Source organism: Frateuria sp. sgz306004, from assembly GCF_057750885.1.
In genome coordinates this window covers 145,928-168,472 of the sequence record NZ_JBYLFE010000003.1, presented here as the reverse complement: position 1 = coordinate 168,472, position 22,545 = coordinate 145,928, and the positions used below count along the sequence as shown (strand labels likewise).

The window sequence follows — 22,545 nt, the reverse complement described above, 5'->3', positions numbered from 1 at the left end:
CGCCCTGCCCGACCGCCCTCAAATGGTGCGCGAATACCGCGCCGGCGTTTCATGCGCCAGATAGGCATCAAAGCACATGGCCACGTTGCGCAGCAGCAGCCGCCCGCGCGGCGTTACGCGGATCATGCGCGCGTCCATCTCTACCAGGCCATCCTCCGCGTGCACTGCCAAGCGCGCCAGCTCACTGGCGAAGGTGTTGGCGAAATCCAGTTGGTGCCGAAGGCCAAAACCGTGCATGTCCAGTTCGCCATGGCACATCAGCTCGCCGATCAAGGCCCGGCGTATCACGTCGTCGTGGCTGAGGCGCATGCCCCGTGCCACCGGCAGGCGGCCGGCGTCCAGCGCGGCCTGGTACCCCATGATGTCGCGCGCATTCTGGCTGTAGCTGCGCCCGATGCGGCTGATGGCGCTCACGCCCAGCCCAACGATGTCGCAATCGCCGTGCGTGGAATAGCCCTGGAAATTGCGTTGCAAGGTGCCGGCCTGCTGCGCCTTCACCAACTCGTCGTCGGCACGCGCAAAGTGATCCATGCCCACGTAGACATAACCCGCCTCGCCCAGCGCGCGGAAAGCGGCGCCGAACAAGGCCAGCCGGGTGGAGGCATCGGGCAGGTCGCCGCTTTCGATCTGGCGTTGCGCCTTGAACAGATTGGGCAGGTGCGCATAGCCGTAAACGGCCACGCGATCGGGTGCCAACGCTATCACTTCCTCCAGCGTGCGCTCGAAGCCATCGAGCGTCTGTCGCGGCAAGCCATAGATGAGATCCACGCTGGCCGAACCAAAGCCCGCCTCCCGCGCCGCCGTGAGCACCTCGCGCGTCTGCGCGACACTCTGGATGCGATTGACGGCCTGCTGCACGGCCGGGTCGAAATCCTGGATGCCTACCGAGATGCGATTGAAGCCCAGCGCACCCAGCGTGCGTACGTAGTCAGCGTCGGCGTAGCGCGGATCGATCTCGATGCCGTACTCGCGCTCGCCGTCGCGTCGATAGTCAAAGTGGCGCGAAAGTGCGTTGACCAGTCGCGTCATCTGCCCGGCATCGAGGAAATTCGGCGTGCCGCCACCCAGGTGCAACTGGCGCAGCGGACGGTCGCGATCGAACAATGGGCCGATCAGGGCGACTTCGCGTTCCAGGTAATCCAGATAATCGTCGGCCTTGCGGCGATCGCGCGTGATGATGCGCGTGCAACCGCAATAGAAGCACGGGCTGAAGCAGAACGGCACATGTAGGTACAGCGACAGCGGCCGCGGCGTGTCGTCCATGTTGGAGCCGGCGATGACCTCGCGCAGCGCCACTTCGTCGAAGCCGGTATGGAACTGCGGCGCCGTGGGGTAACTGGTGTAACGGGGCCCGGCTACGTCGTAACGGGCGATGAGGGCGGGGTCGAACTCGGGAACGAGGTTTGGCGTGCGCATGCGCGTGAGTATCCCGCCGCGCCCCCACCCGCCATGCTGACGCCGGTCAATTCACTGCGACAAAAACGCAACGACCGGCCGAAGCCGGTCGCTGATTCACCCAGACGCGAGACTCAACGCTTGAGCGGTACGATCGCCTGCTCGATGGCGCCGAAAATCGACGCGCCCTGCGCATCGGTCACGTCGATGCGCAAGCTGTCGCCGAACTTCATGAACGGCGTGCTCGGCTGGCCATCGCGCAGGGTTTCCACCGTGCGCTGCTCGGCCAGGCAGGATGCGCCCTTGCCCGTGTCCTCGTTGGCGATGGTGCCCGAGCCGACGATGGTGCCGGCAGTGAGCGGGCGCGTCTTGGCGGCATGCGCCACCAGCTGGGCGAAATTGAACTGCATGTCCACGCCGCATTCCGCTTCACCGAACCACTTGCCGTTGAGCCAGGTGCGCATGGGCAGGTGCAGCTTGTCGTCCTGCCAGGTGTCGCCCAGTTCGTCAGGCGTCACGAACACGGGCGACAAGGCCGAGCGCGGCTTGGACTGCAGGAAGCCGAAGCCCTTGGCAAGCTCGGCGGGAATCAGGCCACGCAGCGACACGTCGTTCACCAGGCCCACCAGCTGGATGTGGCTTGCCGCCTGTGCTGGCGTCACCGCCATCGGCACGTCGTCGGTGATCACCACCACTTCCGCTTCCAGGTCGATGCCGTAGTCTTCGCTGGGCACCACCACCGGATCGCGCGGCCCCAGGAACCCGGCGCTGGTGGCCTGGTACATCAGCGGGTCCACATAGAACGATTCGGGCACCTCGGCGCCGCGGGCGCGACGCACGCGCTCCACGTGCGGCAGGTAGGCACTCCCATCCACGAACTCATAGGCGCGCGGCAGCGGTGCCGCCAGCGCACTCATGTCCAGCGCGAAGGCGCCCGCGGCCGTGCCGGCGTTGAGCTCGTCGGACAGCGCGTTGAGGCGCGGCGCCACGTTGGACCAATCGTCCAGCGCCGCCTGCAGCGTGGGGGCGATGCCGGTGGCCTTGACCGCCTTGCCCAGATCGCGGCTGACCACGATGAGGGTGCCGTCGCGACCGCCTTCCTTCAATGAACCCAGTTTCATACTTTGCTCCGTCAGCGGCGCGCGGGCGCCAGCCTGTGTCATACGTGGATAGCGGCGTGCCGCTTACTTGCCCGTGAAATGCTTGGCGATGCCCTGCCAGCATTCGTAATAGTTGCCCTGCAGCTGCGGTGTTTCCAGCGCCTGCTTGGTGGGGTGGATCACCCGACGCGTCTCGAACATGAAAGCCATGGTGCCCGTGATCACGTCCGGCTGGGACAGATCGCGGGTGGAGGCCTTCTCGTAGGTCGCCGCATCCGGCCCGTGGCCGCTCATGCAATTGTGCAACGAAGCGCCACCAGGCACGAAGCCCTCGGCCTTGGCGTCATAGGCGCCGGTGATCAGGCCCATGAACTCGCTGGCGATGTTGCGGTGGAACCACGGCGGACGGAAGGTGTGCTGCGCGACCAGCCAGCGGGGCGGGAAGATCACGAAATCCATGTTGCTTACGCCCGGCGCGTCGCTGGGCGAGTGCAGCACCAGGAAAATGCTCGGGTCCGGATGGTCGTAGCTGATCGAGCCGATGGTGTTGAAGCGGCGCAGGTCGTACTTGTACGGCGCGTAATTGCCGTGCCAGCCCACCACATCCAGCGGCGAATGGCCGATGGCCGCGCGCCACAGCCCGCCCTGGAACTTGGCGATGAGTTCGAACGAACCCTCCACGTCCTCATAGGCTGCCACCGGCGTGAGGAAATCGCGCGGGTTGGCCAGGCCATTGCTACCGATCGGGCCCAGGTCAGGCAGTCGCAGCAACGCGCCGAAGTTTTCGGCCACGTAGCCGCGGGCCTGCTCGTCCAGCAGTTCCACGCGAAAGCGCACGCCGCGCGGGATCACCGCCACTTCCAGCGGCTCCAGCTCGATCACGCCGAACTCGGTCGCCAGCTTGAGGCGCCCCAGCTGCGGCACGATCAGCAGTTCGCCATCGGCGTTGTAGAAGTAGCGCCCCTGCATGGAGCGATTGGCCGCATACAGGTGAATGCCCACACCCGACTGCTCGCCGGGGCCGCCGTTGCCGGCCATGGTGACCAGGCCATCGACAAAATCGGTGGGGGCGCTGGGGAGTGGCAGCGGGTCCCAGCGCAACTGGTTGGGGTTGGCCGGCACCTCGTTGAAGCGGTTGTGGAAACGCCCTTCCGGCATGGCCTGGAAAGGCTGGTGCATGGCCGCCGGGCGGATGCGGTAAAGCCAGCTGCGCCGGTTGCTATGGCGCGGCGCGGTAAAGGCGGTACCGGAGATCTGCTCGGCGTACAGGCCATGGGCCGCCTGCTGCGGCGAGTTCTGCCCCTCGGGCAGCACGCCGGGCATCGCCTCGGTGGCGAATTCGTTGGCGAAGCCGGTCAGGTACTGCTGCTTGCTCGTTGACATGAAGACTCCCCGCAATCCGGATACTCTTTTTCACGACCATGGGTCCGCCTCGATACCAAAGGATGAGGCGTCATTCGTTTACTGCAATGACCACCAAGGATTGTTCATGACCGACTCGTACTCCTCGCTGGGCCAAGCCACTGCCGCACCTTCCGTGAAAGACCTCAGCCAGCCGCTTGCCTCGGGCAAGGGGTGGATGAAGTTCGTCGGCGTCATGTTCATCATCCAGGGCGCCATCACCGCGCTTACGCTCGTCGGCATCATTGTCGCCTGGCTGCCGATCTGGATCGGCGTGCTGCTGATGCAATCGGCCTCCGCCATCGAGCGTGCCCAGCTCAGCGGCGACGCCGAAGGCCTCAAGGAAGCATTGGCCAGGCTACGCACTTACTTTGTCATCCAGGGCGTGCTTTACATCGTCGGCATCGTGATCACGGTGCTGTACATCAGCTTCTTTGGTGCGATGTTCGCCACCATGCTCAAAAACGGTGGTTTCCCGCACTAAATGCCCTGTTGCAGCGAAGGTCGCCGTAGCGACCTTCGCTGACAGTTCTTTACAGCACGCCGCGCTTCATCTGGTCGCGCTCGATCGACTCGAACAGCGCCTGGAAGTTGCCTTCGCCGAAACCTTCGTTGCCCTTGCGCTGGATGATCTCGAAAAAGATCGGGCCGATGTTGTTCTGGGTGAAGATCTGCAGCAGTTTGCGCTGCTTGGTCTCCGGGTCGGCGTCGATCAGGATCTTGTTCTTGGCCAGGCGCGGCACGTCTTCGCCATGATTGGGAATGCGCAGGTCGATCACGTCGAAATAGGTATCGGGCGTGTCGAGGAACTCCACGCCCTGCGCGCGCATGGCTTCCACCGTGTCGTAAATGTTGTCGGTGAACAGCGCAATGTGCTGGATGCCTTCGCCGTGGTAAGCGTCGAGGTATTCGTTGATCTGCGACTTGGGATCGCTCGATTCATTGAGCGGAATGCGCACAATGCCGTCCGGCGCGGTCATCGCCTTGGACACCAGGCCAGTCTTGGCGCCCTTGATGTCGAAGTAGCGGATCTCGCGGAAGTTGAACAGCCGCTCGTAGTAATCGGACCACTTCTGCATGTTGCCGAAGTAGAGGTTATGCGTGAGGTGGTCGATGAAGGTGAGGCCAAAACCCTTCGGGTGCTGGTCGACACCCGGAATCGGCGCGTAGTCGCTGGCGTAGATGTCGCCCTTGTCGCCGTAGCGATCCACCAGGTACAGCGTGCAATCGCCAATACCCTTCACGGCCGGCGCATTCACTGCCTTGCTGCGCTCGGCCAATTCGCTCACCGCTTCGCCGCCGTTGCCGAGCACTGTGTTGCGCACGTCGTCGGCCGCCTTCTCAAAGCGAATGGCAAAGCCGGCTGCGCACGGGCCGTGAGCTTGGGCAAACTGGGCGGCGTAGGAATCCGGATCTTCGTTGATCAGCAAGTTCACCCCACCCTGGCGGTACACGGTAATGGGGCGGCTCTTGTGCTTGAGCACGGCGGTGAAGCCCATGCTCTGGAACAGGCGATGCAGCTCCTGGCCGCGACCGGCCGGAGCGGCAAACTCAACGAACTCAAAGCCGTTGATGCCCATGGGGTTTTCGAAGGTGGTGACCTGCATGCCAAGATTGGGCTGCGCGCTCATGGGTAGCTCCTGGTGGACCGTTCTCAATGGCCACACCAAGCGTGCGACCATCCTCATCATTCCAACGTTATAGTTACACATGAAACCATTTGCAAGGAGCGTCGCAACAGTGCCCGATGAACACCACCCCGACCACGCGCCGCTGGAGCTGGAGCATTTCCTGCCCTACCGGCTGTCCATCCTCTCCAACGCGGTCAGCCAGGCCATTGCCGACGATTATCAGCGCCGGTTCGACCTGAGCATGACGGAGTGGCGCGTGATGGCGGTGCTGGCGCGCTTCGATGGGCTGTCGGCGCGCGAGGTGGCCGAGCGGACGCTGATGGACAAGGTGGCAGTAAGCCGCGCCCTGGCCAAGCTGGTAGAGGCCGGCTGGGTTACCCGCGCCACCCACGATGGCGACAAGCGCCGCTCGGTGTTGGGCCTGAGCGAAACCGGTTGGGCGGTGCACGAAGTGGTGGCGCCGATGGCCCGCGCCCACGAACGCGAACTGCTGGCCAAGCTGGACGACGAGGAGCGCACCTGGCTGGCCCGCATCCTGGACAAACTGCAACCGATTCAGCAGCCCTGACGCTGCCAAAGAAAACGGGGGCCGAGGCCCCCGTTTTGCTGAGCGATGCCTGGCGGAGGCTTACTTCACGCCGTGCATCAGCTTGTTGATCAGCGGCGCGATCAGGAACAGCAACGCGCCCGCCCCCATCAGCGACCAGAAGCCGAAGGTGTAGCCCGACAGCGCGGACTGCACCGTCATGCCGCTCTCGCCACTCACGTGGCCGGCAAAGATGCCCGACAGGTTGTTGCCGATGCCGGTGGAGAGGAACCAGCCGCCCATGCCGAAGCCCACCAGGCGCAACGGAGCCAGCTTGGTCACCATCGACAAGCCGATCGGCGACAGGCACAGCTCGCCCACCGACTGGATGACGTAGACCATAAACAGCGTCCAGAACGGAATTTTGCCCTGCTCGCTCACCAGACTGGAGAGCGCGAACATCAGCAGCAGGAAGGCCAGACCGTTGAAGATCAGGCCCAGGCCGAACTTGCGGGGGATGGACGGGTTGCGGCTCTTCATCGCCACCCAGATCCAGGCAATGATCGGCGCCAGGGCGATGATGGCGATGGAGTTAACCGACTGGAACCACGCGGTGGGGAATTCAAACCCACCGAACTGGCGATTGACGATCTTGTCGGCCAGGAAGGTGAAGGAACTGCCGGCCTGCTCGAAGAACATCCAGAACAGCACGTTGAACGCAAAGATGATCAGCATGGCGATCACGCGGTCGCGCTGCACCTTGCCCTCTCGGAAACCCTCCACCAGCAGCAGCGCGGCCAGGGCCAGGAACAGGATGGTCAGCACCCACTGCAACAGGCCTGCGCCGGCTGCCAGCAGCGAGAACACCAGCGGAATGGCCGCCAACATGCCCACCAGCACGTACACCACGCGCATCGGGCTTTCGCCGCCCTTGGGCGGCAGACCCACGTCCTTGAGGCCGCGGCGGCCCACCCAGAACCAGAACAGGCTGATCAGCATGCCCACGCCCGAGGCGAAGAACACGTACTTGTAGCTGGGCATGCTGTTGCTGCCGAACACGGCCTTGGCCAGCCATTCGGTGAGCACCGGCGAAATCATCGCGCCCAGGTTGATGCCCATGTAGAAAATCGTGAAGCCGCTGTCCCGCCGGGTGTCGCTCACCCCGTAGAGCTTGCCCACCATGGTGGAGATATTGGGCTTGAACAGGCCGTTGCCCACAATGATGGTGGCCAGGCCCATCTCGAAGATGTGCTTTTCGGGGATGGCGATGGCGAACAGGCCCGCGGCCATTACCAACGCACCCAGCAGGATGGAGCGCTGGTAACCCAGCACGCGATCGGCGATGTAGCCGCCGAAGATGGCCGCCGCATAGACCAGTGCCAGGTAGGCGCCGTAGGTACGACCGGCCGGCTGTTCACCAGCGGCGTCGCCGCCGAAGAACTGGGACACGATGTACAGCACCAGCGCCCAGCGGATGCCGTAGAACGCAAAGCGTTCCCAGAATTCGGTCATGAAAAGCATCCACAGCGGGCGCGGATGCCCCATGGTCTGCGGATAGTCGGGTACCGCCGCGGCGGTGGTGGTGGTGTCGCTCATGCGCTCCCCTTGGCTACAGGTTCGGCACTTGCGTGCCAATCGAAAATTCTTGCGGACTCAAACATGTAACCGCTACCCCGCCCGGCGTCAAATGCGCCGCAGCACAGGCCGCCGTCAAGTGCCCAATTCGGTGCGTACGTCCAGCAGCTCCGGAAAGAACTCCAAGTCCAACGCCTTCTTGAGGAAGGCCACCCCGGAGGAACCGCCCGTGCCTCGCCGGTGTCCGATGATGCGCTCCACGGTTTTCATGTGGCGGAAACGCCAGAGCTGGAAACTCCCTTCGATATCCACCAACTGCTCGCACATGTGGTACTCGGGCCAGAACGTCGCGCGGTCTTCGTAAATGCGCTTGAACACCGGCAACAATTCCGCATGCCTTTGATAGGGCTGCGACCAATCGCGCCCGGTCAGCGCGGTCGGCACCGCGTGCCCGCGGCGCGCCAGGTAGCACAGGAATTCGTCGTACAGGCTCGGGGCCTCCAGCACCTCGCGCAACGAAGCCTGCGCGGCCGGATCATACGCAAACACCTGCAGCATCTGGGCATTCTTGTTGCCCAGCAGGAATTCGATCTGCCGGTACTGCAGCGACTGAAACCCCGAAGAAGAGCCCAGCACCGAGCGAAACTCCAGGTACTCGGACGGGGTGAGCGTTTCCAGCACCGCCCACTGCTCGAACAGCTGGCGCTGCACCTGTTTCACCCGCGCGAGAATCTTCAGACAAGGGTCCAGGTCGTCCCGGCGCAGGTGCGCCAGCGCGGCCTTCAGCTCATGGATGATCAGCTTCATCCACAACTCCGCCACCTGGTGCTGCACGATGAACAACATTTCGTCGTGATGCGGTGGATCGCTGAGCGGGCGCTGCGACGAGAGCAGCGTGTCCAGCCGCAGGTAGCCGCCATAGGTCAGTCGCCCATTCAGGTCGAGTTCGATACCGGCCTCAAGGTCGCGCTGGTTCTCGGTCATAGCCATTCTGCTAGCGGGGGAAGCGCCATGGTAACCGCTCTCGCAGGCCCGCCCGTACCGCGCCGCATGCTGCGCTGTACCTTGCGGCGCAACATGCCGCCCTGTTATCAAATGCGGTCTTGCTCAGGGCTTTACGCGTGCCTGGCCCCACTGGATGGGCCGACGCCTCCCAGCACCCCATTACCTCAATTACTCACTCCGGGAGCGAGTCGTGTCCATCGCCGCCAAGTTTGAAATCGAATACCTGCAGTATCTCGATGCCGAAGGCAATCAGGTTCGGGATGACCTGCCTGAGTTTGCCAAGGATCTCGACCATATGGTCGAGCTCTACAAACTGATGATGTCAACCCGCGTCTTCGATGCCAAGTCAGTCGCCCTCCAACGCACGGGTAAGCTCGGCACCTACGCCAGCTGCCTGGGCCATGAGGCCGCCCACGTGGGTATCGGCAGCGCCATGAAGCCCGAGGACGTGTTCGCACCGAGCTATCGCGAATACGGCGCGCAGCTCTATCGCGGCGTGCAGCCGCGCGAGGTGTACATGTACTGGGGCGGCGACGAGCGCGGCAACGACTACCAGAAGGAACCGGCACGCCACGACTTTGCCTGGTCGGTGCCGATTGCCACGCAGTGCCTGCACGCCGCCGGCTCCGCGCTGGCCTTCAAGATCCGCAACGAGAAGCGCGTGGCCGTGTGCACCATCGGTGACGGTGGCTCGTCCAAGGGCGACTTCTACGGCGCCATCAACATCGCCGGCGCGCAGAACCTGCCGATGGTGGCGGTGATCGTGAACAACCAGTGGGCCATTTCGGTGCCGCGCAAGATCCAGTCCGGCGCACCGACGCTTGCCCAGAAGGGCATCGCGGCCGGCCTGTACTGCATCCAGGTGGATGGCAACGACATCATCGCCGTGCGCAAAGCCATGGGCGATGCCCTGGACCGCGCACGCAATGGCGAAGGCGGCGCCGTGCTGGAGCTGGTGACCTACCGCTTGAGCGACCACACCACCGCCGACGACGCCCGTCGCTACCGCGGCGAGCAGGAAGTGAAGGACGCCTGGGCCAAGGAGCCGATGAAGCGCCTGCGCAACTGGCTGGTGGCCAAGGGCGTGTGGGATGACGCCAAGGAAGAAGCCTGGAAAGCCGAGTGCGACGAGTGGATGGACAACGAGGTGAATGCCTACCTCGAGACCAAGACCCAGCCGGTCACGGCGATGTTCGACTACACCTTCGCCGAAGTCCCCGCCGATCTCGCCAAGCAGCGCGATCTCGCTATCCAGCTCGACAAGAAGGCCCACTAAGTCATGGCACAGATCACTCTTATTGAAGCCGTCACCCAGGCGCTCGCTTATGAGATGGCGCACGACCCGAGCGTGGTCGTGCTGGGCGAAGACGTTGGCGTCAACGGCGGCGTGTTCCGCGCCACCCAGGGCCTGCAGGAAAAGTTCGGCGAGCTGCGCGTGCTCGACACGCCGCTGGACGAAACCACCATTGCCGGCGTCACCGTGGGCATGGCCGCGCAGGGCATGAAGCCGGTGGCCGAAGCGCAGTTCGAAGGCTTCATCTACCCGATGATGGAGCAGATCGCCTGCCACGCCGCCCGCCTGCGTAACCGCACGCGCGGCCGCATCACCGTGCCGGCCGTGTGGCGCGCCCCGTGGGGCGGCGGCATTCGTGCACCGGAGCATCACTCCGAGGCTAACGAGCACCTGTTCACCAACATCCCGGGCCTGCGCGTGGTCATGCCCTCCTCGCCCGCGCGTGCTTACGGCCTGCTGCTCGCCGCCATCCGCGATCCGGATCCGGTGATGTTCTTCGAGCCCAAGCGCATCTACCGCCAGTACAAGGAAGAAGTGCCCGATGACGGCGAAGCGCTGCCTCTGGACGTGTGCTTCGTGCTGCGCGATGGCACCGACGTCACCATCGTCACCTGGGGCGCCCAGGTGAAGGAAGCACTGGAAGCCGCCGATGCGCTTGCCGCCGACGGCATCAGCGCCGAAGTGATCGACGTGGCCACGCTCACCCCGCTGGATTTCGACACCATCGCCGAATCGGTGCAGAAGACTGGCCGCTGCGTGATCGTGCACGAAGCCCCCAAGACCGCCGGCTTCGGTGCGGAAATCGCCGCGCGCGTGGCCGAGGAATGCCTGTTCGACCTGCTCGCGCCGGTCGAGCGCGTCACCGGCTTCGATACGCACATTCCGCTGTTCCGCCTGGAAATGAAGTACCTGCCGAGCACCGAGCGCGTGGTGGAAGCTGCCAAGCGCACGTTGGCGGTGAGCTGACGCTCGCTCGCCCGGGCATGGGGATTGGCGAATAGGGCATAGAAAAAGCATGGCGCGGCCAACATGCACGTCGCCGCTTTTCACTGTTCCCGCTTCTCCGCTCCCCATCCCCTACTCTTTCATCGCAAAATTTCAGCCACTTTCGGAATCATCCCCATGGCCGACATCAAGACTTTCTATCTGCCCGACCTCGGCGAAGGCCTTCCCGACGCCACCATCGTCGAGTGGCACGTCAAGGAAGGTGACTACATCAAGCTCGACGCACCGCTGTGCTCGATGGAAACCGCCAAGGCCGTGGTCGATGTGCCCTCGCCCTACACCGGCACCGTGAAGAAGCTTTACGGCGCCCCGGGCGACATCATCGAAACCGGCGCCTCGCTGGCCGATTTCGAACCCGATCCGAACGCCAAGCAGCGCGCCGAAGCCGAAGCCACCGGCCACCACCACGGCCCCAAGAAGAGCGTGGGCAGCCCAGCGGCCGATGACGCCCACCGCGTGGTCGCCTCCGACGAAGGCGGCGAAGTGGAAAGCCCCAAGGCCGATCGTGAAGACGAAGGCACCGTGGTCGGCGCCATGATCAGCGGCAACACCGTGCACGTGGAGCAGGCCAGCAGCGTGGGCGGCGTGAAGGCCGTGCCGGCCGTGCGCGCGCTCGCCAAGAAGCTCAAGATCGACCTCAGCCGCGTAACGCCCACCGGCGCCGACGGCGTGGTCACCCTGCAGGACGTGAAGAACGCTGCCGCCAACGGTAGCGCCGCCCTCGGCGCCGCGCCGGCACGCAGCGTGCCCGCCTCCGCCGGTCGCCACCTGGCACCGGAACTGCCCGAGCCGGGCCCGGCCCCCACGCGCACCCCCGTTTCCCTGGCCGGCAAGCCGGTGCGCACCGCGCCGCCGAGCGTGCAGGCCAGCGGCCAGCCGGAGCAGCTCAAGGGTGTGCGTCGCAACATGGCGCGCGTGATGGCCGAAGCCCACGCCAACGTGGTGCCCACCACCCTCGTGGACGACGCCGACCTGCACGCCTGGATCGGCAAGCAGGACATCACCGCCCGCCTCGTGCGCGCCATCGTGGTGGCCTGCAAGACCGTGCCGGCGCTCAACGCCTGGTTCGACGGCAAGAACCTCACCCGTACCCTGCACCAGCACGTGGACATCGGCATCGCCGTGGACACAGAAGACGGCCTGTTCGTGCCGGCGCTGCGCAACGCGGACGTGCTGGACGGCGCGGGCATCCGTGCCGCCATCAAGCGCCTGCGCACCACGGTGGAAGACCGCTCCATCCCCGCGTCGGAGCTGTCGGGCTACACCATCAGCCTGTCCAACTTCGGCATGTTCGCCGGTCGCTACGCCACCCCGGTGGTCGTGCCGCCGACCGTCGCCATCATCGGCGCCGGCAAGCTCAGCCACGACGTGGTGGCGGTCATCGGCGGTATCGAAGTGCACCGTCGCATGCCGCTGTCGCTCACCTTCGACCACCGCGCCTGCACGGGCGGCGAAGCGGCCCGCTTCCTCAAGGCCATGCTGGACGATATGGCGCTGCCGAACTAAGCCGCGTTCAGTTTCACCACTCAAGAAGAAGGGGCGCCCCCAAGGCGCCCCTTCTTCTTGTTGCCTGAAGAGATACCGACGTCGCGCTGCCATCGCTCCGTCGGCACACCCCTTGGAACAACCAGCCCAAACCCAGGTTGGCCGACCAGCCTTGCACGCCGGCCTTGCCCGAATCGATCTGGTACTCGACGCCGCCGCGAAGCGACACCGACTTGCTTAGCGTACTGATGAGGCCCATACCCAGCTTCCAGTAGGCGCCCCAGTTGCCTGTGGTGAAACTGCCATTCCAGTCGTAGCCCAGCGCCGCCAGGGATACGCTGCTGCGCGCATTTCAACTACGCAGGGAATCCACGCGCAGCGACGGTGCCAACTGTTTGTCATTGGCCAGGCAGAAGCGCCTGCGCAGATCCGCGCTCACGCAAGCCATCCAGATGCGAGTGATGACCGTTGGCGCATCGGGCCACCGATGTTCCTGACTGCCAGGGTGGCCTGACCCTTACCGTTGCCGTTGCCGTTGCCGTTGCCGTTGCCGTTGCCGTTGATCAGCGTGCGGTGGCACCCTGGTTTGCGATGGTGCAGCGCGTCCCGCCAGTCAGTACTGCGCTGCGAAGTACGACGTGGTGTGATCGAGCGCCTTGCGCCAGCGCTGCTCCAACGCAAAGGAGTATTCGCTGTCGTGTTCGGCGATGGCGCGCAACAGGCTGTCGGACCAATGCGCATAAAGCGCCGGCGGTACCGGAGCGCGACCGCCGCGACCATGCACCTTCGCCATCTCCAGCATGGTGCGTCGGCTCAAGGCACTGCCGCTGGCGTGCGATATCGCCACACTGATGCCCCGACGAAGCGCCAGGTACTGCGCCCCCATATCGGTGTGCGCAAACATGGCCGGAATGTCGGGGTGACTGGCCATGAAAATTTCATAGAAGCGGGCAATGAAGCTGCCCTTGCGCAGACAGCGTCCGTAGCTGGTCTGCAAATCGTCGTAGTTATCGCTCATGCTCAACTCCTGCACGGACATTCGTTGTCCATGCGCGGCGGCGAAACTATCACGCACGTGACATGCCCCGTAGAGGCACAAGGTCGCAACGAAGCGATCTATCGCGTATACATCGCAGTTGACGGCGCCTCGACCGACGCGCGGCTATACGAACGGCACGCACAAACCCTCGGGGAGTCACTATGCACCACAGCCGCTTGAGCACCATCGTCATCGACTGTCGCACCGACGACCTCGGCGAGGCCGCCACGTTCTGGAGCCGCGCCCTGGGCAAATCCATCGTCACCCTCGATCAGGACGGCGACGGACGCTACGCCGAACTCGCCACCGCCGACGACGAGCCGATCATCCTTCTGCAACGCGTGGAACACGAAAATCGTGTGCACTTGGATATCGAAACCGACAATCTGGAGGCCGAAGTAGAGCGACTGGAGAAGCTAGGCGCCACCCGCGTCGCGCATGTGCGTGATCGCTGGTGGGTCATGCAGGCACCCAGCGGGCATCGCTTTTGTGTGGTGCGCGCACAGCGAGAGCATTTCGGCCCGCACCTCAATCACTGGGAATGAGCACCGCCCCATGATGCGCTGCCACGTTTCGCCCATCCCACTCATAGGATCACGATGGCCCGCTCGCTGATCCACCGGTGGATGCCGGGGCTGACCGAACTGCTGGCTTATCGGCCCGAGTGGCTGCGTGCCGACCTCCAAGCCGGTCTTTCGGTGGCTGCCGTAGCGCTACCGGTGAGCATTGCCTACGCGCAGCTCGCCGGCTTCAGCCCCGTGGTGGGTTTGTACAGCAGCATCCTGCCGTTGATCGTCTACGCCTTGTTCGGCTCCTCGCGCCAACTCATCGTCGGGCCGGACGCTGCCACCTGCGCCATGCTGGCCGCCACACTGATGCCGCTCGCCACGCCGGGTACGGATACCTATCAGGCGTATGCCATGGCGCTGACCCTGCTCACCGGCGTGATGTGCGTAATGGCCAGCCGTTTTCACCTTGGCTTTCTCGCGGATTTTCTCTCGCGCCCCATTCTGGTTGGCCTGCTCAATGGCGTGGCGGTGACTATTCTGGTGAGCCAGTCGGGCAAGGTGCTGGGGATCACCTTGCAAGGCCCCGACACCATCAATCAGCTCGGTTCACTTGCGCGCCAGCTCGGCCAGATACACCTGCCCACGGCGCTGCTGTCCGCCGGTACGCTGGTGGTGTTCTTTGCCGTGAAGTTCCTGCTGCCGCGCGCGCCGGCGTCGCTCATCGCGCTGGCGGGTGCCACGCTGGCCGCATGGATGTTTCACCTGGGCGATCGCGGCGTCGCGATGGTCGGTGCGCTGCCCACAGGCTGGCCGCGCTTTGTGGCCCCCTCGCTGCCGCACGAATTGTTCGGCACGTTGGTACCCGCAGCGGGCGCGCTTACGCTCATCACCTTCAGCAGCGGCATGCTTACCAGCCGCAGCTTTGCCGCCAAGAACGGCTACCACGTGGATGGCAACCAAGAGTTTCTCGCGCTGGGTCTGGCACACCTGGCGAGTGCCTCCTGCCAAGGCTTTGCGGTCAGCGGCTCCAGTTCGCGCACCGTCGTCAATGACGCCAGCGGTGGCAAGAGCCGGCTGGTGTCGGTGGTGGCGGCGCTGGCTATATTGATGGTTACCGTGGGCTTCACCGGCGCGCTGGCGATGATGCCGCACGCGGCGCTCAGCGCGATTCTGCTCGCTGCTGCGGCCAGCCTGGTCGATCTGGGTGGCTTGCGCGAATTGCGCCGTTTCAGCCGCAGCGAACACGTTATCGCATGGGTCACGGTGATCGGCGTGGTGTTGTTCGGGGTGATGTCCGGCATCTTGCTGGCCGTCACGCTTGCCTTGCTCTCTTTCCTGCGGCAGGTCGCACGACCTGCCGAACAGGAGTTCGGCGTGATCGACGGACAAGATGGTTTCTACGAACTGGCGCACTACCCCGAGGCCCATGCCATCGCAGGCCTGCTGATCTATCGCTTCGAATCGCCGCTCACCTTCTTCAACGCGGACTATTTTCGTCGCCGCGTGATGCGCCTTGCCCAACAGCAACACCCCTATTGGGTGGTGATCGACGCCATCTCAATGACCAAGAACGACATCACCGGCTTCCTGGTGATCGACGAACTGCGGCGCGCCTTGCAGCAGCAAGGCATTCAATTGGTGATCGCCGGCCGCACCGCGCAGTTAATCAAGCGCATGACCAGCGCGGGCTTGCCGCCCGAGCACACCGGCATCCTGTATTTCCCTTCGCGACAGGCCACTGTTCACGCGTTTCGGCAAGCGCATGGCGACGTGCCGCCGCATGCGAAGGCAGATGCCGCGACTCAGTAGTCGCGGATATCCAGCGCCACGAAACTGCGCACGGTGTAGCCGCCGTCGATGGACGGCCATGGCAGCGCGGCAAGTAGTTTGTCACCAGCCGGCCACGGCGCATTGTCCAGACGTGCCTCGGCACTCACCGTGCCTTGCTCGTCGCGACGATAGAAGAGGCGCACCCAGTGCAGCTCCCCGCTCAAGGCTTCGTTCTGCAAGGCGTCGCGCAGGGTCGCCAGCAACTCGGCGGGCGCGTCGACATCGCCGCGGCTCGCCTGAGTGGGGCCCACGAAAACGTCCCACGTACGCACGCCCAAGTCCCAACTTTCCAGGCGCATGCGCCGATCATCGGTGACGTACCAGCAAGCAGCGAGCGCCACATGGAAGACGCTGCGCTCGAACGCGTCGAGTGCCTCGCGGCAACCCGCCTCGCCCTTACCCTGTCCTGCGAAGCTCTCTTCGATGTGGCGATCTTCGCTGAGCACGATGTCGATATCGAGGCGACCGGGTTCATTGGCGGTGCCGTCGTACCAGCTGGCGCGCACGGCGGGGAAATCGCCGTCCGTCATCAGCCATTCCTCGTCGGGTTCCAGCTCCACGTCATGGCGTTCGAACAACTTGAGCAGGTACTTCTGCAGCGCAGTGTCTTGCATGGCGGGTCTACCTAGTTATCAATGCGAATGCGGACGCCATAGCAGCTGACGCACCAGCAGCGCCAGCAGCAGCACGATCACGCAGGCGCCATAGCCGTACAGCGCGGGCAGCACCTGCTGCCAGATCGCGCCGCTGGCGGGGCCGAACTGCCCCGTCGTCGGTACGGTGGCCGTGTCGAACGCGGCCACCGAACACTGCACCGCCGCAAAGGCGGCCAGCAACAGCGCACCCACGTCAAACATGCGGCGTACGCGCGTGCGCGGCAGGCTCTTGGGATAGGCCCAGAACGCCCACCCCAGCACAAAAAGCCAGGGCGCCAGCAAGAGGATCGCGAGGTAACGCATGGTGGCAGTCGCTCCGTGAGATCGCCGTGTTTATTCCTGCGCGGCCAACTGATCCAGCGCGGCACGCAGCCTTGCAAGTGCCGCGTCGCGCGCAGCTTCGTCACTGTAGCTGGGCGTCACGGCCACGTGTTCGCCATCCAGGTCCAGCGCCAATGACAGCGACTCCACCGCTAGCACCGCACTGGCGCCGAGTTGCTTGATGCGCTTTTGCAGCACGCCGGCCGCCTTGGGATCGGCGAACGCGCGCGACAGCAGCAACTCCTCGCCGTCGCCCGAGAACAGGCGGAAACGGAAGCTGCCGTCGCCATCGCGGAAGCTGGCGAAACGTGGCGGCTTGTCGCTCTTGGGTGCGGCCTTGGCGGCGGCCTGCGGCGCGATCGCCACGCCCGAACGCAGGCCGATGGCATCGCGCAGCTCGGCCACCTTGGGCGCAGCGATGGCGCGTGCCTTCTTGGCACCTTCCTGCAGGATCTCCTCGATCACCGCCGGGCGCGCCATCAATGCGTCGTAGCTTTCACGCATGGGGGCTACGTCAGCTTCGATGCGCTCGAACAACACCTGCTTGGCCTCGCCCCAGCCGATGCCGTCCACCAGCGCCTGGCGGAATGCGCTCGATTCGGCCTCGCTGGCGAAGGCGCGAAAAATGGTGAACAGCGAGGAGCTGTCCGGGTCTTTCGCTTCGCCCGGCAAGCGCGAGTCGGTGACGATGCGCATGATGGTTTCGCGCAGATGCTTCTGCCCGCCCGCGAACAGCGGGATGGTGTTGTCGTAGCTCTTGGACATCTTGCGACCATCCAGGCCCGGCAACGTGGCGACCTGCTCTTCGATCACCACCTCTGGCAGCGCGAAGAACTCGCGGCCGTAGATGTGGTTGAAGCGCTGCGCGATGTCTCGCGCCATCTCGATGTGCTGGATCTGGTCACGCCCCACCGGCACCTTGTTGGCGTTGAAGGCGAGAATGTCCGCCGCCATCAGCACGGGGTACATGTAAAGGCCCGCGGTGACACCGGCATCGGGGTCTTCACCCGCCTCAGTGTTCTTGTCCACGGCCGCTTTGTACGCATGCGCGCGGTTGAGCAGGCCCTTGGCGGTGACGCAGGTGAGGAACCAGGTGAGTTCGGGAATCTCGGGGATATCCGACTGGCGGTAGAAGGTGACCTTTTGCGGATCGAGGCCAGCGGCCAGCCACGTCGCGGCGATTTCCAGTCGCGAACGCTCGATGCGGGCCGGGTCATCGCTCTTGATCAGCGCGTGGTAGTCGGCCATGAAGTAGAACGCATCGACATCGTCCCGCCAGCTCGCCGCCACCGCCGGGCGAATCGCGCCCACGTAATTGCCAAGGTGCGGGGTGCCAGTGGTGGTGATGCCGGTGAGTACGCGGGTCTTCATGTCGCAGGTTTCTTTCCGTGGGTAAAGGTGATGCTCAGCGAATCAGCGTGGATTTGCCGAACAGCGATTCGACCAGATCCACGGCAAGGCGCGCGGTCTGGTTCTTCTTGTCGAAGGCGGGGTTGAGTTCGACGATGTCGAGCGAGCCGATGCGGCCGGTGTCGGCGATCATTTCCATGCACAACTGCGCCTCGCGATAGTTCGGGCCGCCGCGGACCGTGGTGCCGACGCCCGGCGCGATGCTCGGGTCGAGGAAATCCACGTCGAAGCTAACGTGCAGGTGCGTGTTGTCGTCCACACCCGCGAGGGCTTCTTCCATCGTGCGCTTCATGCCCGATTCGTCGATATGGCGCATGTCGAAGATGCTCACATGCGCCTCGCGCACGAGGCGCTTTTCTTCCTCATCCACCGAGCGGATGCCGATCTGGCGATAGACGTCTGGCGTGGTGGCCGGCACATGCCCGCCCAATTCCACCAGCGCCTCGGGGCCGTTGCCGCACAGGCAGGCCACCGGCATGCCGTGGATGTTGCCCGAGGGCGTCACCTGGGCGGTGTTGAAATCGGCGTGCGCATCCAGCCAGAGCACGCGCAGTTGCTTGCCCTGCTCACGGCAATGACGCGCCACCGCACTGATCGAACCGATGGCCAGGCAGTGATCGCCACCCAGCATGATCGGCAGGCGCCCCTGCGCCAGTTCGGCGTACACGGCCTCGTGCACGGACTGGTTCCAGGCCACCACTTCGGGCAGGTGACGGTAGCCATCGTGAGGCGGCTGCCAAGGATTCAGCGGGCCATGCAGGTTGCCGCGATCCACCACCTCCAGGCCGCGCTTGGCGAGCCGGGCGCCCAGGTTCGCCACACGCAGGGCTTCCGGGCCCATGGAGGCGCCACGATGGCCGGCGCCGATATCGGTGGGGACACCAATCAGGGAAATTGCCTTGTTGACCATAAAACCTGTTATTGAGTGGAACCGGGGGCGGCAGCGCCTTCGTGCACCAGTGGCAACTGTTGTTCTCGCCAGGCGTTGAGGCTGCCGTCGAGCAGGCGCACATGGCGGTAGCCCAGCGACTCCAAGGTCTGCTGCGCCCGCGCGGCACGCCGCCCAGACACGCAGTACACCACGATTTCACGGTCCGGCGTCACCCCCAGCACCCCGGCCCGGCTGGCCAACTGTTCCACTGGGATATTCAGGGCGCCGGCGATATGCCCGTCGCGGTATTCGTCCGCATGGCGCACGTCCAGCAGCAGCGGCGCCTGGTCGGCTCGCTGGCGCTGGATCAACTGGTCGGCGCTGAGCGGCGCATCCGCCGCCAGCGTCTCAGCGGCGGCCAACAGGATCAGAAGAGCCAATAAGGCGCGGCGCATAGGGAATCCTTTAAAGCTGTCGCCAACCCTGCGGATGGCGCGGCGGTGAAACATCAAGCTTAACCCAAGGCGCCGGAATGCATCTAAGGCGGCATGTCGCCGCAGTGGTCGGCCATGTTAGCCAACGTGCGCGAGAAGCCGGTGCGGCGTCGTGTGGTGCATGGCGCTGGCGAGAGCCAAGACTGGCGTCTTCGACCATCGAGGCAAAAAGTACGCCCTGCTCGCGCACGCATGGCTCACGGGAAGGTGTGCCACGGGAGGTGATACAGAAGACCCGACTTACATGCCAGCGCATGCACGCGACCAGAGTCGCCGCCATTCCCCCACGGAAACGGTCCAACAAAAAAGCCTGCGCAGCATTCATCTGCGCAGGCTTCTCGGCTTTCTGGTGCCGGCAGCAGGAGTCGAACCCGCGACCTACTGATTACAAATCAGTTGCTCTACCAACTGAGCTATACCGGCGAAGGGGGTGCAGTCTAACAGGCCAGTCGGGTGGCGTGCCAAAGAATGGGCTTAGAAACAGCCGGTGCTGTGCGAGCCGACGCCGCGCACACGGTTACGCCATTCGTTGCGGCCGTTGTCGGCCATCACCACATCCAACCAGTACTCGGGCACGCTCTCGGTGCGCTCTGTCATCTGCGCGGGGAACCCGGCGGCCACCACTTGGTCGCGACGGCGGCGGGCGTTGGCCGGGTCCTTGAACAGGCCCAGGGAGACGGTGTTGGACTGCTGGCCGGAGCTGACGATGAAGTACTCACCCACGTTGGCGGCGGCCAGGCGGCGACCCAGCTCCAGCGCCTTGTCTCGGCTGCCGCCGCCGGGCAGGTAAACCCACCAGCCGGAGGTTTGGGTAGTTTGCTCTTGGCGCGAACGGATGCGCGCCGTGTAGTTGGCGAGCGCGCTGCGCGCGTTGCGCATGTCCACCGGCGTGGCAAAGGGGCCCAACGCAAGGCAGGTGTAGCTGGTCTGGCGCGGCGGCGGTGGTGCCGCGGGCGGGGTCGGCGCCTCGTCATTCACGGGCACGGCAGGGGCAGGGGCAGGCGTGGAAGCTGCCGCAGCCACGGCGGGAGCGGCGGTGGACGCGCTAGCGGGTTCATCCGGCGCCACGGAAGCCGAAGCCGCCGGACGCTCGGAAAGCAGATGCAAGGTGGGCACCCCCGGATCGGCCGCGCTGCGTCCGTGCACGTCATCCTGACCCAGCACCAGCCAGGCGCCCACCGCGATATTCAGGGCAATCAACAATACGAACAGCAGGCGCAGAAACATCGTCGATCCGTCAGGCAAACGACACGAACCGGCATTCTAGAGAGCCGGTGCTACGGGGAAATGTGCATCCGACCACACGGCCAGACCACGCAAAACACTATCCGCACTGATGCGCGCGGGCACAGCCAGCAAGGGGCGCAACGCCTCCGCATCGCCGCCACCGAGTACCAGCTGAGGTGCGCCACCCAGCGCGGGCGACTGGTGCGCAACAAAACGCTCGATCAATGCGGCGGCGGCTTGCCAGCAACCGGACACCACGGCGTCGGGCGTGTTGTCCGCCACCTCCAGCACATCGCCCGGGCGATCGACCAGCACGCGCGCAGTGGCGCCAAGCAAGGCTTGCTGCATTAGCTGCGGACCGGGGGCGATCAGGCCACCCAGGTGGCGCCCATCGGCGGCCAGTGCATCCAAGGTGAGCGCCGTGCCGGCGCCAGCCAACACGCAGGGTGCGAGCCCTTCGTCATATGCGGCCACCATGGCGAGGAAGCGATCCACGCCGAGCCGGCCAGGCTCGGCGTAGGCGTTGTGCACGCCGCAGGCTTCTGCCGGCGTACGCAGCCAAGTGGTGGGCTGCGCAAAGCGGGCCTGCACCACAGCGGACACCAAGGCTTCGCGTTCGCCATCCACCACGGAGGCGCCAAAGGCTGCGGTTGGCGCGGAGTGTTCACGCCAGGCGTGATGCAGCGCCAGCGCCACGTCTTCGCTCCAACTCACGGCGCCTTGCGCGTGCCAGCCGTCGCCGTCGCGCAGTGCCCATTTGAGCCGGGTATTGCCCAGATCCAGCAGCAACCTCATGCGCGTCGCACCGTGACATCCGCGCTGTCGATGGCGCGCAGGCCGTCGGCGGTTTGCACCTGCAGTGCACCGCGCGCATCGACGCCCGCGCCCGTGCCCTCCAGTTCGCCCAGCGCGCCACTGAGGCGCAGCGGCTCGCCGAGCAGCAAGTCATGGTTCGCATATTCGGCGGCGAACGGCGCAAAGCCTTCGCGCTCGAACTGGGCCAGGCCCTGCGCCAGCGCTTCGATGAGCGCAGCCGCTACGCGATTTCGATCTGGCGCATCACCGCCAGCGAGGGTGGCCAGGTCGTTGACCGGCTGGCCGGCCTGCTCCTGCAAGGCGGCCGTTAGGCGCACATTGATGCCCACGCCGATGATGGCCGCGCACGGCCCCTGATACTCGCCCGCCAGCTCCACCAGGATGCCGGCGAGCTTGCCCTGTTCGCTGAGTACGTCGTTGGGCCATTTGAGCCCGGCGCCGGACAGCCCCAACGCCTGCAGTGCACGCATCACGATCACGCCCACCGCCAGCGACAGGCCCGATAGCGCGGCAAAGCCGCCGTCGAAACGCTTGAGGCAGGAGAGGTACACGTTCAGGCCAGGCGGCGAGAGCCAGGCACGGCCACGGCGACCACGGCCGGCGCTCTGCGTTTCCGCCAGCACGAAGCTCAGGTCCGGCAGGGTGGCGGCACGGCGCTGGATCTCACTGGAGGTCGAGTCGACCTCCCAGTGCACCTCCAGCATGCCCAGGCGCTGCGCCACGGGCGCATGCAGATGGGCACGAATGACCGGCTCGGCCAGCAACTGGATCGGCCAGGGCAAGCGGTAGCCGGCGGTGCCGCGTGACTCCACCGGCACGCCGCGCGTGCGCAGGGCTTCGATCTGTTTCCAGATGGCGGCCCGGGTGACGCCGGCGCGCTCGGCGAGCTGGGTGCCGGACACGGTGCCCCCTTCGGCCAATACCGTCAGCAAGTCCTGGGCCTGCATCAGGGCAG

At 65.0% G+C, this 22,545-nt stretch carries 22 protein-coding genes and 1 tRNA gene; 7 read left to right on the top strand and 16 right to left on the bottom strand.

Features of this window, described 5'->3' with window-relative positions; all coding sequences use genetic code 11:
• Positions 1-18 precede the first annotated feature (18 nt).
• From hemN to hmgA, 3 genes are all read right to left on the bottom strand, one after another.
• Positions 19-1,416 (bottom strand): oxygen-independent coproporphyrinogen III oxidase, encoded by a 1,398-nt coding sequence (gene hemN / locus AC3G2C_RS07010; RefSeq protein ID WP_488383912.1) that lies wholly within the window; start codon positions 1,414-1,416, stop codon positions 19-21.
• Positions 1,417-1,529: 113 nt separating this feature from the next.
• Positions 1,530-2,516: a fumarylacetoacetate hydrolase family protein gene (locus AC3G2C_RS07005; RefSeq protein ID WP_488383911.1), complete on the bottom strand. Its 987-nt coding sequence runs from the start codon at positions 2,514-2,516 to the stop codon at positions 1,530-1,532.
• Positions 2,517-2,579: 63 nt separating this feature from the next.
• On the bottom strand, positions 2,580-3,878 hold the full coding sequence (hmgA, locus tag AC3G2C_RS07000) for a homogentisate 1,2-dioxygenase (RefSeq protein ID WP_488383910.1): 1,299 nt from the start codon (positions 3,876-3,878) through the stop codon (positions 2,580-2,582).
• A gap of 106 nt (positions 3,879-3,984) precedes the next feature.
• Between hmgA and AC3G2C_RS06995 the strand changes: the two genes are divergently transcribed.
• A complete protein-coding gene (locus AC3G2C_RS06995; RefSeq protein WP_488383909.1) occupies positions 3,985-4,380 on the top strand; it encodes a DUF5362 domain-containing protein in 396 nt (131 codons plus the stop codon).
• Positions 4,381-4,429: 49 nt separating this feature from the next.
• On the opposite strand, the gene hppD is transcribed toward AC3G2C_RS06995, so the two are convergent.
• Positions 4,430-5,527 (bottom strand): 4-hydroxyphenylpyruvate dioxygenase, encoded by a 1,098-nt coding sequence (gene hppD / locus AC3G2C_RS06990; protein ID WP_488383908.1) that lies wholly within the window; start codon positions 5,525-5,527, stop codon positions 4,430-4,432.
• Positions 5,528-5,606: 79 nt separating this feature from the next.
• On the opposite strand from hppD, the gene AC3G2C_RS06985 reads away from it, so the two are divergent.
• Positions 5,607-6,095, top strand: a complete 489-nt coding sequence (locus tag AC3G2C_RS06985; RefSeq protein WP_488383907.1) for a MarR family winged helix-turn-helix transcriptional regulator — start codon at positions 5,607-5,609, stop codon at positions 6,093-6,095.
• A gap of 60 nt (positions 6,096-6,155) precedes the next feature.
• On the opposite strand, the gene AC3G2C_RS06980 is transcribed toward AC3G2C_RS06985, so the two are convergent.
• Positions 6,156-7,649 carry a peptide MFS transporter gene (locus tag AC3G2C_RS06980; protein ID WP_488383906.1) on the bottom strand — a complete coding sequence of 498 codons (1,494 nt, stop codon included), beginning with the start codon at positions 7,647-7,649 and terminating at the stop codon, positions 6,156-6,158.
• 114 nt (positions 7,650-7,763) lie between these two features.
• On the bottom strand, positions 7,764-8,618 hold the full coding sequence (locus AC3G2C_RS06975) for a tryptophan 2,3-dioxygenase (RefSeq protein ID WP_488383905.1): 855 nt from the start codon (positions 8,616-8,618) through the stop codon (positions 7,764-7,766).
• 205 nt (positions 8,619-8,823) lie between these two features.
• On the opposite strand from AC3G2C_RS06975, the gene pdhA reads away from it, so the two are divergent.
• The 3 genes from pdhA to AC3G2C_RS06960 all read left to right on the top strand — a co-directional run bounded on the left by pdhA (position 8,824) and on the right by AC3G2C_RS06960 (position 12,438).
• On the top strand, positions 8,824-9,909 hold the full coding sequence (pdhA, locus tag AC3G2C_RS06970; protein WP_488383904.1) for a pyruvate dehydrogenase (acetyl-transferring) E1 component subunit alpha: 1,086 nt from the start codon (positions 8,824-8,826) through the stop codon (positions 9,907-9,909).
• Positions 9,910-9,912: 3 nt separating this feature from the next.
• Entirely contained in the window at positions 9,913-10,893 is a 981-nt protein-coding gene (locus tag AC3G2C_RS06965) for an alpha-ketoacid dehydrogenase subunit beta (protein ID WP_488383903.1), read from the top strand.
• 156 nt (positions 10,894-11,049) lie between these two features.
• Positions 11,050-12,438 carry a dihydrolipoamide acetyltransferase family protein gene (locus tag AC3G2C_RS06960; protein ID WP_488383902.1) on the top strand — a complete coding sequence of 463 codons (1,389 nt, stop codon included), beginning with the start codon at positions 11,050-11,052 and terminating at the stop codon, positions 12,436-12,438.
• Between the two features lie 592 nt (positions 12,439-13,030).
• On the opposite strand, the gene AC3G2C_RS06955 is transcribed toward AC3G2C_RS06960, so the two are convergent.
• Complete coding sequence (locus AC3G2C_RS06955) at positions 13,031-13,435, bottom strand: globin (RefSeq protein WP_488383901.1); 405 nt, start codon at positions 13,433-13,435, stop codon at positions 13,031-13,033.
• A gap of 182 nt (positions 13,436-13,617) precedes the next feature.
• Here AC3G2C_RS06955 and AC3G2C_RS06950 point away from each other — a divergent pair, with 182 nt between their 5' ends.
• Positions 13,618-14,001 carry a VOC family protein gene (locus tag AC3G2C_RS06950; protein ID WP_488383900.1) on the top strand — a complete coding sequence of 128 codons (384 nt, stop codon included), beginning with the start codon at positions 13,618-13,620 and terminating at the stop codon, positions 13,999-14,001.
• A 54-nt stretch (positions 14,002-14,055) separates the two neighbouring features.
• Positions 14,056-15,774: a SulP family inorganic anion transporter gene (locus tag AC3G2C_RS06945; RefSeq protein ID WP_488383899.1), complete on the top strand. Its 1,719-nt coding sequence runs from the start codon at positions 14,056-14,058 to the stop codon at positions 15,772-15,774.
• Here AC3G2C_RS06945 and AC3G2C_RS06940 read toward each other — a convergent pair.
• The 9 genes from AC3G2C_RS06940 to AC3G2C_RS06900 all read right to left on the bottom strand — a co-directional run bounded on the left by AC3G2C_RS06940 (position 15,768) and on the right by AC3G2C_RS06900 (position 22,537).
• Positions 15,768-16,409 carry a DUF6348 family protein gene (locus AC3G2C_RS06940; protein WP_488383898.1) on the bottom strand — a complete coding sequence of 214 codons (642 nt, stop codon included), beginning with the start codon at positions 16,407-16,409 and terminating at the stop codon, positions 15,768-15,770. The genes AC3G2C_RS06945 and AC3G2C_RS06940 overlap by 7 nt on opposite strands.
• Before the next feature lie 18 nt (positions 16,410-16,427).
• Positions 16,428-16,754, bottom strand: coding sequence for a hypothetical protein (locus AC3G2C_RS06935; RefSeq protein WP_488383897.1), 327 nt, complete (start codon positions 16,752-16,754; stop codon positions 16,428-16,430).
• Positions 16,755-16,784: 30 nt separating this feature from the next.
• The gene (locus tag AC3G2C_RS06930; RefSeq protein WP_488383896.1) at positions 16,785-18,143 is read right to left on the bottom strand and encodes a tryptophan--tRNA ligase; all 1,359 of its coding nucleotides are present in this window, start codon (positions 18,141-18,143) and stop codon (positions 16,785-16,787) included.
• A gap of 34 nt (positions 18,144-18,177) precedes the next feature.
• The gene (gene rocF / locus AC3G2C_RS06925; RefSeq protein ID WP_488383895.1) at positions 18,178-19,092 is read right to left on the bottom strand and encodes an arginase; all 915 of its coding nucleotides are present in this window, start codon (positions 19,090-19,092) and stop codon (positions 18,178-18,180) included.
• Positions 19,093-19,100: 8 nt separating this feature from the next.
• Positions 19,101-19,508, bottom strand: coding sequence for a rhodanese-like domain-containing protein (locus AC3G2C_RS06920; RefSeq protein WP_488383894.1), 408 nt, complete (start codon positions 19,506-19,508; stop codon positions 19,101-19,103).
• 386 nt (positions 19,509-19,894) lie between these two features.
• Positions 19,895-19,970 (bottom strand) — tRNA-Thr (locus AC3G2C_RS06915).
• 51 nt (positions 19,971-20,021) lie between these two features.
• Positions 20,022-20,774, bottom strand: coding sequence for an SPOR domain-containing protein (locus AC3G2C_RS06910; protein ID WP_488383893.1), 753 nt, complete (start codon positions 20,772-20,774; stop codon positions 20,022-20,024).
• 36 nt (positions 20,775-20,810) lie between these two features.
• On the bottom strand, positions 20,811-21,569 hold the full coding sequence (locus tag AC3G2C_RS06905) for a type III pantothenate kinase (RefSeq protein ID WP_488383892.1): 759 nt from the start codon (positions 21,567-21,569) through the stop codon (positions 20,811-20,813).
• A complete protein-coding gene (locus AC3G2C_RS06900; RefSeq protein WP_488383891.1) occupies positions 21,566-22,537 on the bottom strand; it encodes a biotin--[acetyl-CoA-carboxylase] ligase in 972 nt (323 codons plus the stop codon). The genes AC3G2C_RS06905 and AC3G2C_RS06900 overlap by 4 nt, the downstream gene beginning before the upstream one ends.
• Positions 22,538-22,545: the final 8 nt, after the last annotated feature.

Bases quoted from the DNA above. Each gene is read 5' to 3' on its own strand.
- rocF (WP_488383895.1), bottom strand. From the start codon at position 19,092: ATGGTCAACAAGGCAATTTCCCTGATTGGTGTCCCCACCGATATCGGC.
- AC3G2C_RS06900 (WP_488383891.1), bottom strand. From the start codon at position 22,537: ATGCAGGCCCAGGACTTGCTGACGGTATTGGCCGAAGGGGGCACCGTG.
- AC3G2C_RS07005 (WP_488383911.1), bottom strand. From the start codon at position 2,516: ATGAAACTGGGTTCATTGAAGGAAGGCGGTCGCGACGGCACCCTCATC.
- AC3G2C_RS06955 (WP_488383901.1), bottom strand. From the start codon at position 13,435: ATGAGCGATAACTACGACGATTTGCAGACCAGCTACGGACGCTGTCTG.
- hppD (WP_488383908.1), bottom strand. From the start codon at position 5,527: ATGAGCGCGCAGCCCAATCTTGGCATGCAGGTCACCACCTTCGAAAAC.
- AC3G2C_RS06940 (WP_488383898.1), bottom strand. From the start codon at position 16,409: ATGCAAGACACTGCGCTGCAGAAGTACCTGCTCAAGTTGTTCGAACGC.
- hmgA (WP_488383910.1), bottom strand. From the start codon at position 3,878: ATGTCAACGAGCAAGCAGCAGTACCTGACCGGCTTCGCCAACGAATTC.
- AC3G2C_RS06985 (WP_488383907.1), top strand. From the start codon at position 5,607: ATGAAACCATTTGCAAGGAGCGTCGCAACAGTGCCCGATGAACACCAC.
- AC3G2C_RS06905 (WP_488383892.1), bottom strand. From the start codon at position 21,569: ATGAGGTTGCTGCTGGATCTGGGCAATACCCGGCTCAAATGGGCACTG.
- AC3G2C_RS06920 (WP_488383894.1), bottom strand. From the start codon at position 19,508: ATGCGCCGCGCCTTATTGGCTCTTCTGATCCTGTTGGCCGCCGCTGAG.
- AC3G2C_RS06965 (WP_488383903.1), top strand. From the start codon at position 9,913: ATGGCACAGATCACTCTTATTGAAGCCGTCACCCAGGCGCTCGCTTAT.
- AC3G2C_RS06935 (WP_488383897.1), bottom strand. From the start codon at position 16,754: ATGCGTTACCTCGCGATCCTCTTGCTGGCGCCCTGGCTTTTTGTGCTG.
- AC3G2C_RS06930 (WP_488383896.1), bottom strand. From the start codon at position 18,143: ATGAAGACCCGCGTACTCACCGGCATCACCACCACTGGCACCCCGCAC.
- AC3G2C_RS06980 (WP_488383906.1), bottom strand. From the start codon at position 7,649: ATGAGCGACACCACCACCACCGCCGCGGCGGTACCCGACTATCCGCAG.
- AC3G2C_RS06945 (WP_488383899.1), top strand. From the start codon at position 14,056: ATGGCCCGCTCGCTGATCCACCGGTGGATGCCGGGGCTGACCGAACTG.
- AC3G2C_RS06960 (WP_488383902.1), top strand. From the start codon at position 11,050: ATGGCCGACATCAAGACTTTCTATCTGCCCGACCTCGGCGAAGGCCTT.
- AC3G2C_RS06910 (WP_488383893.1), bottom strand. From the start codon at position 20,774: ATGTTTCTGCGCCTGCTGTTCGTATTGTTGATTGCCCTGAATATCGCG.
- AC3G2C_RS06975 (WP_488383905.1), bottom strand. From the start codon at position 8,618: ATGGCTATGACCGAGAACCAGCGCGACCTTGAGGCCGGTATCGAACTC.
- hemN (WP_488383912.1), bottom strand. From the start codon at position 1,416: ATGCGCACGCCAAACCTCGTTCCCGAGTTCGACCCCGCCCTCATCGCC.
- AC3G2C_RS06995 (WP_488383909.1), top strand. From the start codon at position 3,985: ATGACCGACTCGTACTCCTCGCTGGGCCAAGCCACTGCCGCACCTTCC.
- AC3G2C_RS06950 (WP_488383900.1), top strand. From the start codon at position 13,618: ATGCACCACAGCCGCTTGAGCACCATCGTCATCGACTGTCGCACCGAC.